Below are 15,754 nucleotides of genomic sequence, written 5' to 3' on the forward strand. Positions count from 1 at the left end.
CGCACGGAGCCTTGAAAGTTCCTTAATTCTTAAGGCTTGCCTACGGCGGATATTGCGCGACGCGATGCGGATATAGAGGAACGCGACATATGGTGGCGCCCCGTCTGCCGCGTCGTATGATAGATGCCATCGCCGCACGTCAACGTGGCCAATAACGACAATCTGGGAGATCGCCATGCCCTTGGAGTACGCATCGATTCTGCTGGGAGCCCTCGCCATCCTGCTGGGCTTCGCCCCCATCGTCCCTCTGCAGCTCATCGGCGTCGCGGCGGGCATCGCGGGTATCGTGGTATCGCGGCGGGCGCGCAAAGCGGACTACCGCAAGGACATGCCCGCAACGGTCGGCTTCATCTGCTCCATCGCCGGCGTGGTCGTGAGCGCCGTCACCCCGCTGTTCGCCCTGATCATCGCGGTTGCCCAGGCGGCCATGGGATAGGAGCCCGGACGGCGCTCGACGCACGACCCGGCCGCGGAGGCAGATCGGCTACGATAGGCTCCCCGCGGGACCCTGAAAATCCATGCATACGAGTTTGTCATTGTTTTTGGGTGCCATTTCTTCGCACGAGCCATACCCTCTGACATTTGCCCAGTTGAATCCTGCGGTTTTGTTGAGGGGTATGGCGCCTGTGGGAATCGGGCACTCAAAAACAATGACAAACTCAGCCTACCTCATCGATGGGTTTTACTTCGGCCGGATTTTTAAGCATAGGGATTTTCGCTACCTGCGGTTTTTCTGGGACTGTATGCACGCCAAAATCGCATGCCCATGGCAGGCGGCTCTCTACCCCGCCGGACGGCTCATCACGAGGCAGTCGTAGCGGATTGCCTTGCCCGAAATGCTGTAACTCGGCTTGGCGCCTGCCAGGTAGGGACCCTTCAGCGGGCGCTTGACGACGATCTTGCGCGGAGCGGCAGCCATGGCCGCCCCCATGAGCTCGTCTTGGTCCATGCAAGGGCGTTCGAGCAGATGGAGCAGCTGGAACTTCTTTTTGACCGCGGCGCTCTTGCGGCGCTCGGGAAACATGGGGTCAAGGTAGACGACATCGGGCGGCTCGGGCAGCTGCCTCAGGGCGCATGCGCTATCCCCCTCGACCACCTGCATGCGCGCGACGATCTCGGCAAGGTCGGGGTCCAACGATGCGCGGCGCACCGCATCCGCCAACAACGCGGCGATCACCGGATCGCGTTCGTACAGCCTGACCCTGAACCCTGCCGCCGCCAAGAGCAGGGAGTCCTGCCCGAACCCCGCCGTGGCATCGATCGCCAGCGGAGCCTGCACGGCCCCTTTGATCTTTGCCGCCTTGACCAGCAGCTCGCGATTGAGGTTCGCGGGCTTCAGGCGCGGCTTCATGTCGTTCAGGTCGGCACGCAGCGTCATTCCCGCCCCCGCCAGCGCAAGCCCCTCCTCATCGAAAACCAGCCCCAAGGGGGCATCGGCGAGCTCGTCGGCAGAGGCCCCCAGGCGCGCACCGAGGTGCTCGGCAAGACGTCGCGCCGCCGCAAGATGCTCCGGCGCGGCAGCGACCACCAGCAGGTCGGACGGGTCCACCGCCGTTGTTGGCATCATCATGTTGTCCTTGGCCCTGGGCATATCCGGCACCTCCGCCACAGTACACTAGCAGAAGATCGCGCAACATGCCGCCCGTCGCACAACGCGTCGCGGCGCCAAGAAGGAAGGATCCTCATGTCGAGCAGGAAGCCATCGGCAAACGCCAAGCGCCTCGGTGCCTTCAGGGCATCCCTGGGCGACATGGGCGACCTCTTCGAACGCGAGCAGGCACGCCGCGACGAGTTGGCGGCAGAGCGCGAAGAGGCGCTGTACGACAAGGCCTGCGCGTCGAAAAACCGCTACGCCACGCGCGCCGACGCGCTCGACGCCGCCGCCCGTTGCGCGAACCACGGTACGCGCGACCTCCATGTGTACAAATGCCCCTACTGCAACGGCTGGCACCTCACGTCCAAAGCACCGCGCTCCTGATGGGTCAAAACGAACCCGTCCCCACATGACCCATGCGCATAAAAAATGGGCGGGACCTTCGTCCCGCCCGCATGCTCTGTACTTTGGACTCGCCTCAAACCTTTTACCGTAGGAACAGATGCGAATTCACTTGTTCAACCTGGGCCCGCTGGCGCCCTTCAACGGCCTTTCACGGATACGCGCCGTTCTGCGTTGGGCGAGTCCGCTCGCCCCAAATGCTATCGAACCTCAGTAGCGTGGAGAGCGGGCCCAAAGGCTGATGTCTCTTCTGTGCCCGTTGGACTCACCCCCTTACTCGATACGTCCGATCCCCTTTTGGATCCTTCGAGCTCTTTGCTCACTTCGATTATTTCCCGCATCTCGACAGGTAATCTGCCTGTTCCCAACCGCCCGTGAACGGTCGATTTCATCGGTGGACGGTCCGTGCCGCCACAGCGAGGAGGGCCCTGGGCGCCCGCGACACGGCACCGTGTACACCCTGCGGTACAAGCCCGCTTCCCAAAAGTGCGCACCGCATCGCCCTCCGCTGGGTCCCGCGCGCGCCTGACGGGGAATACTAGGAAGACGGCGATCGATCGCCTCCGCAGACCCGTCTCACGACGGGCGCCGTGCACGGCATGAACCGGTCGCCGATTCCCCAAAGTCGGTACCGGTCAGGCACCGCATGTCCATCGGAAGGAAGACTGTTTAGCACTGGAAATGGGTTTGAACGGACCCGTCCCCCATGAACCCACCCAACGAACCCATGTCCACATCTGTGGATTCTTGGGGGACGAACGTGGTCATCGGTTAACCTACTTTGATGGTAGGTTATTTCACGAACGTCCCTGCCTGCAACGACCCCACGCCCCTTTGGGCGCGAGATCGAAAGGACACAGCAATGCCCAACCCAATAGCACCCGCCGTTCTGGGAACGGTCCTCGCCGCGAGTCTTGCGCTCCCGGGAGCCAAGGCGCAGGCCGCACCGGCCGCGCCCGCCCTTCCCGACACGGCCCATACCGAGGACGCGGCCTCCCCTGCAGCCGGCGCCGAGCACGAGACGGACGGCGAAGGCGCCGCGGACACCGACGACGCGCCGGCGGCTCCGACAACGCCCTCGGATTCAGACGGCACCGCATCTGACGGCTCGGCCGACTCCTCGCAGGCTCCGATCGCCATCGTCCGGGGCGGTGCGCGCATCGCGTTCGAGACGCTCAACGCCGCCGTGCAGGCGGCCCAGACCGGCGACGTCGTGGAGGTCGCCGGCGACATCGCCATCGCAGAACCCGTCGCGCTCGACGCGGGCCGCGCCATCACCCTACGCGCGACAGGGGCGGCCACCATCTCCCGCGCTACCGGCTTCCCCCTCGAGGGCGGCAAGACGGCGGGCATGTTCCGCCTGCTCGGAAGCTCATCGCTCACGCTCGAGGCGGCAGACCCCGCCTCCGGCAGGCTCGTGCTCGACGGCGCCGATGTCGATTCCAACGAGGCCGTGGTGGCCATTCGCGAGCAGTCGACCTTCACCATGCGCGCGGGCACGGCCATCGAGGGCGCGCTGTGCTCCTGGAAGCCGTGGGCCTCGGTCTACGTGCACGGCGGCACGTTCGTCCTCGACGGCGGCGAGCTGCTCGACGGCTTCGCCATGCGCAACGCGGCCGTGGCGGTGGAGCGCGGCGCGGCGTTCGAGATGCGCGCTGGCGCCATCCGCGGCATGCGCACCAGCTACTCGGAATCCATCGTGTGGACGCGGGGCACGGTGCGCATGACGGGCGGCGTCATCGCCGGCAATTCGTCCAACGTGTCGTCAGATGGCGTCGTCCACGTGCTGGACGGCGGAACGCTCTCCTTCACGGGCGGCACCATCGGAGACAACGCCCCCAACAACACCTTCGGCGTGCGCGTGGACGCGGGCGGCTCGCTCGAGCTGGGCAAAGCCGCGCGCTTCGACGGCGCGGACCGCATCAACCTGGCGCAGGGAGGCTCGCTCAGCTTTGCCGACGCGCCCGAAAAGCACACCGCCGACGATCCCATCGAGGTGGTGCTCTCCGGCACATGGGACCCGGGGACGCTGCTGGCGTCCAGCCCCTCCCCCGAGGTCGCCCGCGACACGCTGTCCCGGCTCTCCGTCCGCACGAGCGGCACCCCCGAGAAGATCGCCTCGGTGAGCATCGACGAGTCCGACGCGCGCAACCTCGCGCTCGCCCCGTCGGACGTGACGGCGCTGTTCGACGTGCTCGACAACCCCTTCGCCGACCGTCTCGGCCTCACCATGCGCGAGGAGCTCGACGAGCCGGGCGCCTTCGATCGGATGCGCGAGGCGGTGGAGGCGCACTTCGGCGGCATCGACACGCCCGAGCATCGCCTTCGCCTGCAGCAGATCGAGCAGGCCGAGCGCTACGCCGCCTACCTCGCCGAACACGGGGATGTTCTCGAGGATTCGGTGCGCGAGCTCTCCCAGCTGGGCGACCCGGGCGCCGAGGCGCGCCGGACCCAGCAGGGCTACCAGTTCGACAACCTGGACGCAACCGGGCTCTACCTCAAGCCGGGCGAGGCCAGGCGCATCACCGTCTATGTGGATGCCGAGGACCCGAGCAAGCTCTCGGTGGCATGGCGCCAGGTGGGCGTCACCGACACGAACAACTACCCCTCCCTCAACCTGGAGCAGCGATCCCGGCTGGTGAACGGCGCGAACCAGATCACCGTCGACCTGACGGGCAAGACCTACGGCTCCATGCTCTACCTGCGCAACGACTCCACGGACAACAAGGCCCGCGTGCGCATCGAGTCGGCCGACGCGCCGGACGCCGGGAGCGAGCCCATCTTGGGCACCAGCCTGGGCGCCCACCCGTTCTACGAGCACGACCCCACGCATCCGGAGCGCTTCTGGGACTACGTGCAGCAGGTCCGCGCCCATGCCGCACGGGCGCAGGCGGGCGAGGCGGCGGACATGACGCTCATCCAGATGGGTGATGCGGGGCACGCGCAGTTCGCCGTGAGCGCCACCGCCATGGCGAAGGCGTACGCGGGCATCGCGTCGGAGGCGGACGCCGTCGCCTATATCGAGAAGTCCAATCGGGCGATCCAGGACCGCCTGGAGTTCTACTGGGCGTTCGACGGCTTTGACGCGGGCGAGGCGACCGGCCCCAACGCCATCACGACGGCGCGCGTGCACACGGCCTTCACCCGCACCGTGTCCAGCCCCTCCACCATGTACGCGTACGGACGGTATTTCCACATGCCCGAGAGCAGCGCCGCAACGTTTCTCTCGGGCGAGAGCATGTACGGCTGGGGCATGTCGCACGAATACGGGCACATGCTCGACAACAACGTGATCGCAGTGGCCGAGGAGACCAACAACCTGTACTCCATCGCGGGCGCGCGGCACGGCGGCATCGAGGCCGCACGCGCGGCGGGCACGGCGTTCAACCCGTCAGCCCACTACCACGTGAACGCCATGAACGCCACGAAGCGCAGGGATGCGGAGCTGGCGCAGATGGCCACCGACCCACAGTACGTGCCCGACTGGATGAGCGGCGGAGACTGGGGCACCTACATCTGGACGCATGTGACTACCTGGTGGAACGGCCTGCACTTCTTCGACGATTGGGATTATTCGGGCTACGCCTTCTCGGCAAGCCCCTACTCCGAGAAGACCGCAGCCGATGTGGAGCGCTACGGAGCCTATGGAGCGACGCTGCGCATCCTGCGCGGCGATCCGGCGGCCGTGAAGACCATCGAGGACCTCGCCTCGAACGCCTCGACGGGCGTGAAGTACAACCGTATGGCCGTGGCGTTCACCATGGGAACGGGCTACAACTTCGCCGAGTACCTCTACGAGCTGGGCGAGCGCGACCTGGCGCCCCAGGTGCTGGAGTGGTGCGCGCGCTACCCCTCGATGCCGCGCAAGGTACGCTACTTCTCGCTGAACACCGACGCCGCGATCGTCAACGGGGCGAAGACCTACGAGGAGATCGTCGGGGCCGGCGGCGCGGTCGAGCCCGAGCTCGAGGTCGCCATCGTGGGCAACGCGCTGCGCGTGACGGCATCGATGCCCAGCGACGAGCTCGCGCGCGCCACGACGGCATGGGAGCTCTACCGGGACGGCGAGCTCGCGGGATTCTCGCGCGACGGCGCTTTCGAGCTCACCGGCGACGTGGGAGACGGCGACCCGGCTTCGTTCAGCGTCGTGGCCTACGACGTGCGGCTGAACCCCAGCACGGAGTTTACCGGCGATGGCGGCGGCACCGGGGGCGATCAGCCCGGAGACGGATCGGAAGACGGCGACGGTTCCGGCGGTGCGGACGAGAAGCCGGGCGGCGGGGATGACGGCACGGGCGGAGACGCCGACGACGGGGACACCGATGGCGGCGACACCGGCGGCGGGGAGCCCGGAAACGGCGGAGACACTGGCCCCGGCGATGACGGCACGGGCGGAGACGCCGGTGACGGAGACCAGCCCGGTGGCGAAGGTGGCACAGAGGGGCCGGAAGACGGCTCGGACGGCGATACGGACCAAGAGCCCGGCGGCGGCACGGACGACGGCGAGCCGGACGAAGGCGGCGACCCGGGCGAGCAGCCCGGAGGTGACGACGGCGAACCCGGAGACGACGGCACGGGCGAAGAGCCCGGAAACGGCTCCGAAGAGGAGCAGCCCGAAGGCGGCGATGGCGACGACTCCGGGGAGAGCAAGCCCGAGGACGGCGACGGATCCGGAGACTCGAACGCGCCCGATGACGGCGGCCCCGATGGCGACGACGGCAACGATTCCGAAGACGGAGAAGATGCCGGAGGCTCGAACGGGGGCCAGGGCGGCGAGGAAAACGACCCCGCTGCCGGCAACCCGAGCCAGGACGACGAAGGATCCGCTGGAGACGGCAGCAACGATCCTTCTGATGGGGGCGCCCCCTCAGGGGACATCGGGCAGCAGCCCGGCACACCCCAAGGCGGATCGACCGCATCGGCAGGCGACTCGGACAAGACGCTTGCCAAGACGGGAGACCCCTCCCTCCTCGCACCTCTTGTCGCCGCGGTAGGCGGCGTCCTCTCCCTTGCCGGCGCCGCGATCGCTTCGAGATTCGGCAAACGGCAGTAAAGCACGCGCCCGCGCGCAGAGGGAAACGGCTCCCCTGCGCGCGGGCGCTCGCATTCCGAGCCTACCGTAGCAGCTCGCCGCGCACGCTCGGTGACCGGGCGCGTCCCTGGAGAAGCGCCTGTCAATGCGCCCTCGTGGCGCAAACCGCATATTCTCGTGACGATCTTGCATAAAAAACGGGGAATTCGGGGGCCTGCGGGCAGCGCGAAAAGGGAGGGACCGAGTTTGTCATTGTTTTTTGGTGCCCCCGCGCCACATGCGCCGTACCCTCTAGCATTTCCCCAGTTGAATCCTGCGGAAATGCAAACGGGTGCAGCGCGTGTGGGAAAAGGGCACCGAAAAACAATGACAAACTCGTATGCATGCCTTTTCGGAGCTGCCAACGGGCGCGAAACCTACATCGGCGCTCCCCGAAAAGCTACGGGCGAGCCACAGTCCAGCCGAGACTCTCCTGCTGGATGCGCACAAGGTGCGCATAGAGACCGCCTGCGGCCATAAGCTCGGCATGGGTGCCCTGCTCGGCCACGCGACCGCGATCGAGCACCACGATCCGGTCGGCACCGGCCACGGTGCGCAGGCGATGTGCGATCACGAGAACCGTCTTGCCTGCACAAAGCCGTCCCACGGCGTCCTGCACGAGCGTCTCGTTCTCGGGATCGAGCGAGCTCGTCGCCTCGTCGAGCAGCACGACGGGAGCGTCCTTTAGCAGGGCCCGGGCGATGGATACTCGCTGCCGCTCTCCCCCGGAAAGACGCGCGCCGTTCTCACCGAGACGCGTGGCCCAGCCCTCAGGCAACCGTTCGATGAACTCCTCGCAATGGGCTGCCCGCGCCGCCGCGCGCACCTCCTCGTCCGTGGCACCTGAGCGGCCCATGCGGATGTTCTCCATCACCGTGTCGTCGAAAAGCGTCACGTCCTGGAAGACCACGGATACGTTGCGCAGCCACGACTCCTCGTCCAACCCCGCCAGGTCCACCCCGCCCGCGCGTATCGAGCCGGCCGAGGGAGCGTAGAATCGCGCGACGAGCTTGGCGACCGTCGACTTGCCCGAACCGGAAGGGCCGACGAGCGCGGTCACCGTGCCGGGCTCCATGCGGAAGGAGATGCCGCGCAGGACCTCATCGTCGCCGCCGGCATACGAAAAGCGCACGTCGCGCAGGTCAATGGGCTTTACGCCCAAACCCGACGCATCGCCCGTGCCCGCAGCGACCGGCTCGTCGGCGAGCGCCCGCAGGCGCGCCGTGCGCCCGGACAGCTGCAAAAGATTCGGCAGCTGCGAGAGGATCGACGTGATGGGTCCGTACACGCGTGAGGCGATGAGCAGGAACATGAGCAGCGTGAGGAAGTCGACCTCACCGCCCGCAAGGAGCGCGCAGCCCGAGAAAACCGTGATGCCCACGCCCGCCTGGAGCACCGTGGTCGCAGCAGAGACGCATACGTCCACCGCGAGCTCCACCTTCATCGCGATGTCCCGCAGGGCCCGAAGCGCCGCGCGCATAGGCGCCGACTGCGCCCCCACCTGCCGGCACGCGCGGATGTCGCGCATGCCCTCGACGTAATCCATGAGCTGCGCGGAGGCCGCAAGACGTGCCTCGGTCTGCCGCTCGAAAAGCCTGCGCTCGCGTCCGCGCGCGGCGAGCACGATGAGAAGCGCCGCCGGCAGGGTCGCGAACACGCCGAGCGCGAGCCGCCACTCGAAGAACGCGAGCATCACGCAGACGACCGCCGTGGAGACGCAGCTTGCAACGAGCTGCGGGACCGTGCTCGACATGAGCGACTCGCGGCTCGACACGTCGCCCATAAGGTTCTCGGTGAGCTCCGAGAGGTCGCGCTGGTTGAAGAAGGACATGGGCAATCGGCGCAGATGCTCGGCCAAGCCCATACGCGTGGCCTCCGTCTCGCGGTAGGCCGTCACATAGGTGCGTCGGTAGTCGTTGCGCGCGCAAAGGAAGACCGCGACGAGCCCCACAACACCAGCCGCGAAAAGTCCCCAGAGCGCCTGCCAATCCACATCCTGCCCCGTGAGGCGCATGAGCACCGTGCCGAAAACCATCACCGTGATGGTAAACGGCACCATGAGCACCAGGTTGGTGAGCGTGCATGCCGCGACGGCTCCCTTGAGGCTGCGGTATCCCTCGTCGGTGAGCGCGAGCGCGCGCTGCACCCGCGGCTTTCCGTTCGCATCCATCATCTAGACCACCTCCTTGTCGGCCGAAACGCACGGCGCGTCCAGACCCTCCGACTTGACATCCGAGCCGATACCCCACGAGAGGGCCTGCGTGTAGCGCTTCCACATGCGCGCATAGGCGCCGCCCGCGGCGAGCAGCTCCCCATGGCGACCACGCTCCACCACGCGCCCGCCGTCGATCACGGCGATCTGGTCGGCCCCCACCACGGTGGAGAGCCGGTGCGCGATCATGATGACCGTCTTGCCCGCCATGAGCCGTTCGAAAGCGCGTTGGATGAGATGCTCGTTCTCGGGATCCGAGAAGGCGGTCGCCTCGTCGAGCACCACGATGGGACGGTCCGCCAGGATCGCGCGGGCGATGGAGACGCGCTGCGCCTCTCCGCCGGAGAGATGCACGCCCGCGCTGCCGTACACCGTGTCGTAGCCTTGGGGCAACGCGCGGATGAAGCCGTCGGCCTGCGCGGCGCGCGCAGCCTCGACCACCTCCTCGCGCGTGGCGTCGGGGCGAGCCATGCGGATGTTCTCGAACATGCTCGTCCGAAAGAGGTGCACGCCCTGGAACACCATGCTCACGCAGCCCATGAGGTCGTCGGGATCCATGTCGCGCACATCGACGCCGCCGATGCGCACCGCGCCGGCATCCACGTCCCAAAAGCGCGCCACGAGGCTCGCCACGGTCGATTTGCCCGCGCCGGGAGGCCCTACGATGGCGAGCGTCGTGCCCTCGGGCACGGCAAGGCTCACCCGGTCGAGCGCGAGCGCGCCGCTGCCCTCGCCCTCCTCGCCACCGGAGCCATATTCGAACGACACGCAATCGAGCTCCACGCCGAAACGCTCGGGCGCGCGCACCGCCTCGGGACGCGGCGCGGGAAGCGGATCGATGCCGAGCAGCTCGTCGATGCGCGCGAGCTGCGCGCCGATGATCATGCTGTCCTCGGAGATGTACATCATCTTGTTGAGCGCGCCCGCGATGGAGGGCACGAACAGCAGGTAGAAGATGAAGTCGAGCGCGAAGGCGCGAAAGTCGGAGCCCGCAAGCCCCGTACCGAGGATGATGCCCACCGGCAGGATGAACAGGTAGGCGTTGTTGATGATGGCCGTGAAGGCGGGCATGAGGCTTTGCCAGAACAGCGCCACGTCGAGCGCCAGGTCCGTATAGGCGCGCACCGCGGCGGAAAGGCGCCCGAACGACTCCGCCGTCTGACCGAACGTCTTGACCACGGGCATGCCGCGCACGTACTCCACCGTGGCGTTGGTCATGTGCTCCTGGTTGACCAGGTGGCGCCGCATCTTCTCCGTGACCGCTTTGTTGGAGAAGCCGGCGGCCTCCACGCCGAAAGCCGCCACCACGCACGCCACGGCGGCAAGGCCGAAGCGCCAGTCGAAGACGAACAGCAGCACCGCGATGGCCGCAGGCGCCGTGAACGCCGCCACCGTGTCCGGCAGCGAATGGGCCAAGAAACCCTCTATGGCGCCCACGCTCTCGTCCATGACCTTGCCCACGCGCCCACTGCCAAGCGCCTCGAGCCGCCCCAACGGGATGCGCGCCAGATGCTCGGCCATCTGCAGCTTGAGGTTGTACTCGGCATCGAAAGCGGCGGAATGCGCGCAGAGCAGGGCGGCGAGGTAGAGCCCGATGTTCCCCACCACGCCCGCGATCGCCATCCAGCCGAAACCGGCCATGCGCGCCGCGTCCAGCGCCGCGAAATCGGGGTAGATCGCAACGACATCCGCAACCACGAGGTACACCGCGATGAACGGCACGAACGAACAGAGGGAGGAGAGCGCCGAAAGCACCATGGAGAGGTAGATGAGCCACCTCCCGCCTCCCGTGAACCCGATGACGCGGGCGACCCAGGACGTCTCCTTGCCCGCATCCTCCTTCCGATGTGCCATATGGCCCCCTTTCCGTCGCGGCTGGACGAAGTCCCCGTACAGGCGCAACAAGTTAGATTAGACTTACAGTCATTCTGAACTGATGCGTTGAACGGGGAGACGGCCATGGGGAAAACGACCAACGCGAGAGCCGTGCGACCGGACGGAGAGCCGGAGCTCTTCCAGGCGGCAGAGCTCGAGCGCATGGGGATGCTGCCCGCAAAGCAAGATGAGGGGGCCGGCACGCTCTTTTCGGGCGACGGGGTTCGGGCAGACGGCTGGTACCGCGCTTGGACCTGTGGGGACTTCACAGTGGCCACCTGCGATTTCACCATTCTCGAGGACACGCTGTTCGCCATCGACACGCGCCGCTATCTCACCGTGCGCGGCCCGATGGCGCGCCCTTATGACCGCGAAGCCTCGACGGAGGCCGCCGCGATCGCCTACATCGAGACGCGCAAGGGATGGGTCACCTCCCCCGTTTTGGCGGGATCTCATTTTTCCTATACGGAGGTGGAGTACTTCGAGGACGCCCTTCGCGACGCGTTCGCCGAGCTCGGCCGAGACTCCATCGACGAGATATCATCGCTTCTCGCTGAGATGCACCGCAGCGTGGGCTGGGCTCCGGGAGTCCTCTCCGCGCTCGGCGAGATAGCCCGTACCGATCCGATGGCACCCGGCGCCTCCCTCGTCTACGAGGGCGCCGCCAAGATGCTGCTCGGCGCGCTCGTCGGAACGACGGCTGCGGCCCTGCCAAGAGACCAAGGCGACCGGGCAGGCATCCTCACCGCCATCGAGCTCGCGCACGCGCGGTGGCGCGACGGCGCGAACCAGCAGGAGGCCGCAACCGTCGCGGGGATGGGCCTCACCAAGTTCAAGCGCCTCTTTCGGCGGGCGACCGGGCGCTCATGGGGCGCGTACCTCACCGAGATGTGCCTGCAGGAGGCACGGTCGCTGCTCACGTCGGGGCGCACGGTCAGGGAGGCGGCGGAGCTTGCGGGCTATCGCTCCCCCACGAGCTTCGCGGCGGCGTTCGCACGGGCGTACGGTGTGTCGCCCCAGCAGTTCAAAGAGCTTGCGCGCCTGCAGGCGGTAAACGTCGGGGGCGCCCAGGCACTCGATGGATAAGTAGGGACTCCGAAACAACGCGCAGCACGTTTTGGGACGTGGCCGCTTGCACGCCGATGGGTTGAAACAAGCACGTCCCCAAATGACCCATTATGATGCGGGCCGAATCACCGCCACCGCTCCAGGAAATCGAGGACGCGGCTGAACGCATCTTCGCGGCTGGCTGCGCACTCCAGGGGAAACTGCCGCTCCTCTCGAAACAGCTTGAGCATGCCGGTGTCCATGGGCACGATGATATGGCTCGCATGCCCATAGGAAAGGCGCTCGACTTCCCAGGGATGGCTGTGGGCGCGAAGGCGAAGCTCGATGCGACAGCACGCCTCGTCGCTCGGCCACATGGAGTCGCGCGCAGGACTCACCAGCAGCACGGGACCGCGGATCAGCTCGACCTTGATGGCGGATTGCTCCGTCGCGCCGCCGAGCATCCGCTCGTACACAAAGCGCATGTCGAGCTGACGCCCGCGAAGCGACCGTAGGACGATGCTCGCGTAGGGCAGACGCATCCCGCCGGGGACGCAGGGCAGCGGCTCATCGCGCCACGTCCAGCTTGAGCGCGCGGCCACGCCTTTCGACAGCAGACTGCCGCTGCCCGTGATACCCGGCATCACGTGGTCGAGCGGAGAGAGCGCCACCGCGCATGAGATATCGGGCATAAGCGAGGCGGCGAGCAGCGCCAGCTCCCCGCCCTTGGAGATGCCGTAGACGCCGATCCTCTCGAAGCCCCGCGACCGCAAGAGCCCCGCGGCGCGCTCGACGCTTTCTACGGGAACCTCCACGAGTTCGCGCGGCAGACCGGGCGCGTTCCAATAGCAGAGCCCGAGCGCCGTCACGCCTTCATGTGCGAAGCGCGCCCCGAGGTCGCGCGGGATGTTCTCGTTGCCCTCGCTGCCGCCCATAACGATGAGCGCCTTGCCGGCGAAGCGGGTGGCACGATCGCTATCTGCTGCAGGCGTATGCAGGAACCCGTGAAAGCCGTCTTGCCCGACATCGAAGCACTCCATGCGCACCGCCCCCTCCTACAGCAGGACGAAGGCAATCATCGCCGCGAACATGATCGTGAACACGAGGTTGCTCCAACCGCCGAACAGTACGCAGCGGGCCGGCTGGGGCACACGCAGCCACGCGAAACCGAGAAACGACGTCACAAGGGGCGTGGTCACGACCATCCACGGCGGAAGCTGCGTCTGGCCAAGCACGACGAGCATGCCGAGGAGCACGAATGCCGCGTACATCGGGATGGTGGCCAGACGCTGGAGCGCCATGATGTTGCCGGCTACCCGATCGACAAGTCCGTCATCCCCCGTACGCGCGGCAATGGCGAGATACGGATACTGGGCGTGGTAGGCGCCGCCACAGATGAGCGCGAAAGCGAGCAGGGCGGCAACCACACAGGTCAGCCAAGAGAACCCGCCTGTCGCGAGCATCGGCAGCCCTGCGAACCCGACGACATAGAAAAAGGAGGCGACCGGCCCGAGCATGCCGCCCAGCCGCACGCGCCCCTCGGGCAGGTCGCGCATGATTCTCGCATAGGGTCTCAAGGTGCCATCCATGTCGTAGGCGCCGGGCGTGAAGTACAGCAGCATGTCGCCGGCGAACATCACGAGCGAACCGACGAGGCCGATTGCGAGGAGCGGAATTGCGGACGTCATGGTGGTCTCCCGGATTCGGCGCTTATAAAGTTAGCTAATTCTAACATATGCGAGGTGGAACGAGCGCCCATCGGTCAGGTTTCGGATGGACGGATTATCCCGAATCGGGGCAGCTTTCGCCCTTACGATGAGCGAAAGCCGCCCCGTTCCAAAAGTGCCCATCTGGGCGCAAAACGAACCAATCGACGCCCCTGTGGAGCGCTTAGCCGAAATACGGGCAGGAGCTCCCGATGCAGACGGTGTTGCTGCTCGAGACCGTGCAGACGGGGCGCGACGCGGGCAGCTCCAGCTCGACGCCGATCGCGCGCGAGAACCACGGTATCGCCTCGCGCACCGCGATGCGGGAGTCGCGCTTGCAGCAGCGCGGCGCCCCCGCACGCGCGATCTTCTCGAGCAGATCTGCCACCATGAGCTGGGTCTCGCTCCACCCCGCCTCCTTGAGCGGCGCGTTTTCCTGCGCGATCGCGAGCGCCATGCCGCATGAGGCGGCCGCGCCGCACACGCCCCAGCGCGCGCAGGCCCCTCCCGGCACACCCGAGGAGCGCTCCTCCAGCTCGTCGAGCTGGGCCTCGAGGCTTCCGTCCGCTCCCGCGCGCTTGGCGCAGGCGAGCAGCGCCGCGCCAGTAAGATAGTGGTGAACGGGGCCGAAGGCGGGGCACTCCGACGCCGCCATCAGCTCCTCCAGCAGATCGGCAGGACATGTCGACGTGCTGCGCAGGCAGATCTCCTTCGCCCACGACGCCCCGTTATGCTCCATGATCAGCCCCTCTCATCTTCATATCGATGTCTGTCAGCCTATCTGTCAGATCGATGTCCGTCAATGTATAGGATACAATCTGGCTGACCCAACCGTCTTGGAGGAGCGCACCATGACAGCTAGAACCCGCGTCGCGTTCATCTGCACGCACAACGCATGCCGAAGCCAGATAGCCGAGGCGCTCGCGCGCCTGCGCGCTTCGGACATCATCGAGCCGTACTCGGCGGGAACCGATCCCGTGGACGCCCCGCATCCCGATGCGTTGCGTCTGCTTGCCGCACGCGGCGTCGACACCGCAGGCCTTCGCAGCAAGGCGCTGGGTGAGATTCCCGCAGTCGATATCGTGGTGACCATGGGCTGCGGCGTCAGCTGCCCCACCCTGCCGTGCAAACATCGAGAGGACTGGGGGCTCGACGACCCGACGGGAAAGGGGGATGCGGCGATGGAGGCGTGCATGCTCGCCATTCAGGAACGGGTCGACGATCTCGCCCAGCGCCTGAGAGCCGGTGAGCTCGCGTCCCGGACGCTCAGCGTGGCGGTCCTGCGCGCGCTTGCGGACGAGACCCGCCTTGAAATCGTCGCCGCCCTCTCGCGGGAGGGGGAGCTGTGCGCCTGCAGGCTTCTCGAACATCTCGCCGTAAGCCAAAGCACGCTCTCACACCATATGAAGATCCTCGTCGAGGCGGGCCTGGTCTTCCAGCGCAAAGAAGGGCGCTGGTCCCATTACCGGCTCGCCCCCGAGCGATTCGCACGCCTCGGGCGCGCTATCTCCGCCCTCGCCGCCCCGTCGCTCGACGAGGGCGAGACGTTGCGCCGGGAATGACATGCGACGGAGGGCTGCGACACAAAACGGACCGTTTGGCGCGCTAGGAGCTTTTATTGACCCCCTTTAGCGCGCCAAACGGTCCGCTTTGTACTGGAGTGGCGCTCGTACGCCTGCGTTACGTGCAGCTTGCCCGCGTGTCCATTTGCCACGAAGTCGACTTCACCTGCTCGCAAAGCACCGACGGAAACACCGTAGTCACGTCAAACGAGCACGTCGCATATGGTGCATTCCAGCTGAGAGTCATGGTTCTTGGGCGAGAACCGCGTCGCGGGGGCAATTCAA

Annotated in this window: 11 protein-coding genes; 5 read left to right on the top strand and 6 right to left on the bottom strand. The window is 66.7% G+C overall.

Annotated elements, in window-relative coordinates:
* Positions 1-175: 175 nt before the first annotated feature.
* Positions 176-436 (top strand): hypothetical protein, encoded by a 261-nt coding sequence (locus BN3789_RS02420; RefSeq protein WP_066829488.1) that lies wholly within the window; start codon positions 176-178, stop codon positions 434-436.
* Between the two features lie 345 nt (positions 437-781).
* Here the strand turns inward: BN3789_RS02420 and BN3789_RS02425 are convergent, their stop codons facing one another.
* Positions 782-1,591 (bottom strand): class I SAM-dependent methyltransferase, encoded by an 810-nt coding sequence (locus BN3789_RS02425; protein ID WP_147569507.1) that lies wholly within the window; start codon positions 1,589-1,591, stop codon positions 782-784.
* 93 nt (positions 1,592-1,684) lie between these two features.
* Between BN3789_RS02425 and BN3789_RS02430 the strand changes: the two genes are divergently transcribed.
* Both BN3789_RS02430 and BN3789_RS02435 read left to right on the top strand, forming a co-directional pair.
* On the top strand, positions 1,685-1,978 hold the full coding sequence (locus BN3789_RS02430) for a hypothetical protein (protein WP_066829490.1): 294 nt from the start codon (positions 1,685-1,687) through the stop codon (positions 1,976-1,978).
* Positions 1,979-2,858: 880 nt separating this feature from the next.
* The gene (locus BN3789_RS02435) at positions 2,859-7,049 is read left to right on the top strand and encodes a M60 family metallopeptidase (RefSeq protein ID WP_066829492.1); all 4,191 of its coding nucleotides are present in this window, start codon (positions 2,859-2,861) and stop codon (positions 7,047-7,049) included.
* Positions 7,050-7,467: 418 nt separating this feature from the next.
* Here BN3789_RS02435 and BN3789_RS02440 read toward each other — a convergent pair whose 3' ends face one another.
* Together BN3789_RS02440 and BN3789_RS02445 are read right to left on the bottom strand one after the other, a co-directional pair.
* Positions 7,468-9,240: an ABC transporter ATP-binding protein gene (locus BN3789_RS02440; RefSeq protein ID WP_202615054.1), complete on the bottom strand. Its 1,773-nt coding sequence runs from the start codon at positions 9,238-9,240 to the stop codon at positions 7,468-7,470.
* Complete coding sequence (locus tag BN3789_RS02445) at positions 9,241-11,133, bottom strand: ABC transporter ATP-binding protein (protein ID WP_066829493.1); 1,893 nt, start codon at positions 11,131-11,133, stop codon at positions 9,241-9,243. It lies immediately after the preceding gene.
* Positions 11,134-11,238: 105 nt separating this feature from the next.
* Here BN3789_RS02445 and BN3789_RS02450 point away from each other — a divergent pair, with 105 nt between their 5' ends.
* Positions 11,239-12,240, top strand: a complete 1,002-nt coding sequence (locus BN3789_RS02450; protein ID WP_066829494.1) for a helix-turn-helix domain-containing protein — start codon at positions 11,239-11,241, stop codon at positions 12,238-12,240.
* A 107-nt stretch (positions 12,241-12,347) separates the two neighbouring features.
* On the opposite strand, the gene BN3789_RS02455 is transcribed toward BN3789_RS02450, so the two are convergent.
* From BN3789_RS02455 to BN3789_RS02465, 3 genes are all read right to left on the bottom strand, one after another.
* Complete coding sequence (locus BN3789_RS02455) at positions 12,348-13,241, bottom strand: acyl-CoA thioester hydrolase/BAAT C-terminal domain-containing protein (RefSeq protein WP_066829498.1); 894 nt, start codon at positions 13,239-13,241, stop codon at positions 12,348-12,350.
* A 15-nt stretch (positions 13,242-13,256) separates the two neighbouring features.
* Positions 13,257-13,889 carry a DUF6796 family protein gene (locus tag BN3789_RS02460; protein ID WP_066829502.1) on the bottom strand — a complete coding sequence of 211 codons (633 nt, stop codon included), beginning with the start codon at positions 13,887-13,889 and terminating at the stop codon, positions 13,257-13,259.
* Between the two features lie 202 nt (positions 13,890-14,091).
* Complete coding sequence (locus tag BN3789_RS02465) at positions 14,092-14,646, bottom strand: DUF5714 domain-containing protein (protein WP_066829503.1); 555 nt, start codon at positions 14,644-14,646, stop codon at positions 14,092-14,094.
* 112 nt (positions 14,647-14,758) lie between these two features.
* Here BN3789_RS02465 and BN3789_RS12890 point away from each other — a divergent pair, with 112 nt between their 5' ends.
* Entirely contained in the window at positions 14,759-15,469 is a 711-nt protein-coding gene (locus BN3789_RS12890; protein ID WP_066829504.1) for a metalloregulator ArsR/SmtB family transcription factor, read from the top strand.
* Positions 15,470-15,754: the final 285 nt, after the last annotated feature.

This window comes from Collinsella ihumii (assembly GCF_900046475.1).
In the GTDB taxonomy this organism is placed as follows: Bacteria; Actinomycetota; Coriobacteriia; order Coriobacteriales; family Coriobacteriaceae; genus Collinsella; species Collinsella ihumii.

What these genes read in the sequence shown, in the direction of transcription:
- BN3789_RS02440 (WP_202615054.1), bottom strand. Translation starts at nt 9,240, where the DNA reads ATGATGGATGCGAACGGAAAGCCGCGGGTGCAGCGCGCGCTCGCGCTC.
- BN3789_RS02460 (WP_066829502.1), bottom strand. Translation starts at nt 13,889, where the DNA reads ATGACGTCCGCAATTCCGCTCCTCGCAATCGGCCTCGTCGGTTCGCTC.
- BN3789_RS02425 (WP_147569507.1), bottom strand. Translation starts at nt 1,591, where the DNA reads ATGCCCAGGGCCAAGGACAACATGATGATGCCAACAACGGCGGTGGAC.
- BN3789_RS02450 (WP_066829494.1), top strand. Translation starts at nt 11,239, where the DNA reads ATGGGGAAAACGACCAACGCGAGAGCCGTGCGACCGGACGGAGAGCCG.
- BN3789_RS02420 (WP_066829488.1), top strand. Translation starts at nt 176, where the DNA reads ATGCCCTTGGAGTACGCATCGATTCTGCTGGGAGCCCTCGCCATCCTG.
- BN3789_RS02435 (WP_066829492.1), top strand. Translation starts at nt 2,859, where the DNA reads ATGCCCAACCCAATAGCACCCGCCGTTCTGGGAACGGTCCTCGCCGCG.
- BN3789_RS02430 (WP_066829490.1), top strand. Translation starts at nt 1,685, where the DNA reads ATGTCGAGCAGGAAGCCATCGGCAAACGCCAAGCGCCTCGGTGCCTTC.
- BN3789_RS02465 (WP_066829503.1), bottom strand. Translation starts at nt 14,646, where the DNA reads ATGGAGCATAACGGGGCGTCGTGGGCGAAGGAGATCTGCCTGCGCAGC.
- BN3789_RS02455 (WP_066829498.1), bottom strand. Translation starts at nt 13,241, where the DNA reads ATGGAGTGCTTCGATGTCGGGCAAGACGGCTTTCACGGGTTCCTGCAT.
- BN3789_RS12890 (WP_066829504.1), top strand. Translation starts at nt 14,759, where the DNA reads ATGACAGCTAGAACCCGCGTCGCGTTCATCTGCACGCACAACGCATGC.
- BN3789_RS02445 (WP_066829493.1), bottom strand. Translation starts at nt 11,133, where the DNA reads ATGGCACATCGGAAGGAGGATGCGGGCAAGGAGACGTCCTGGGTCGCC.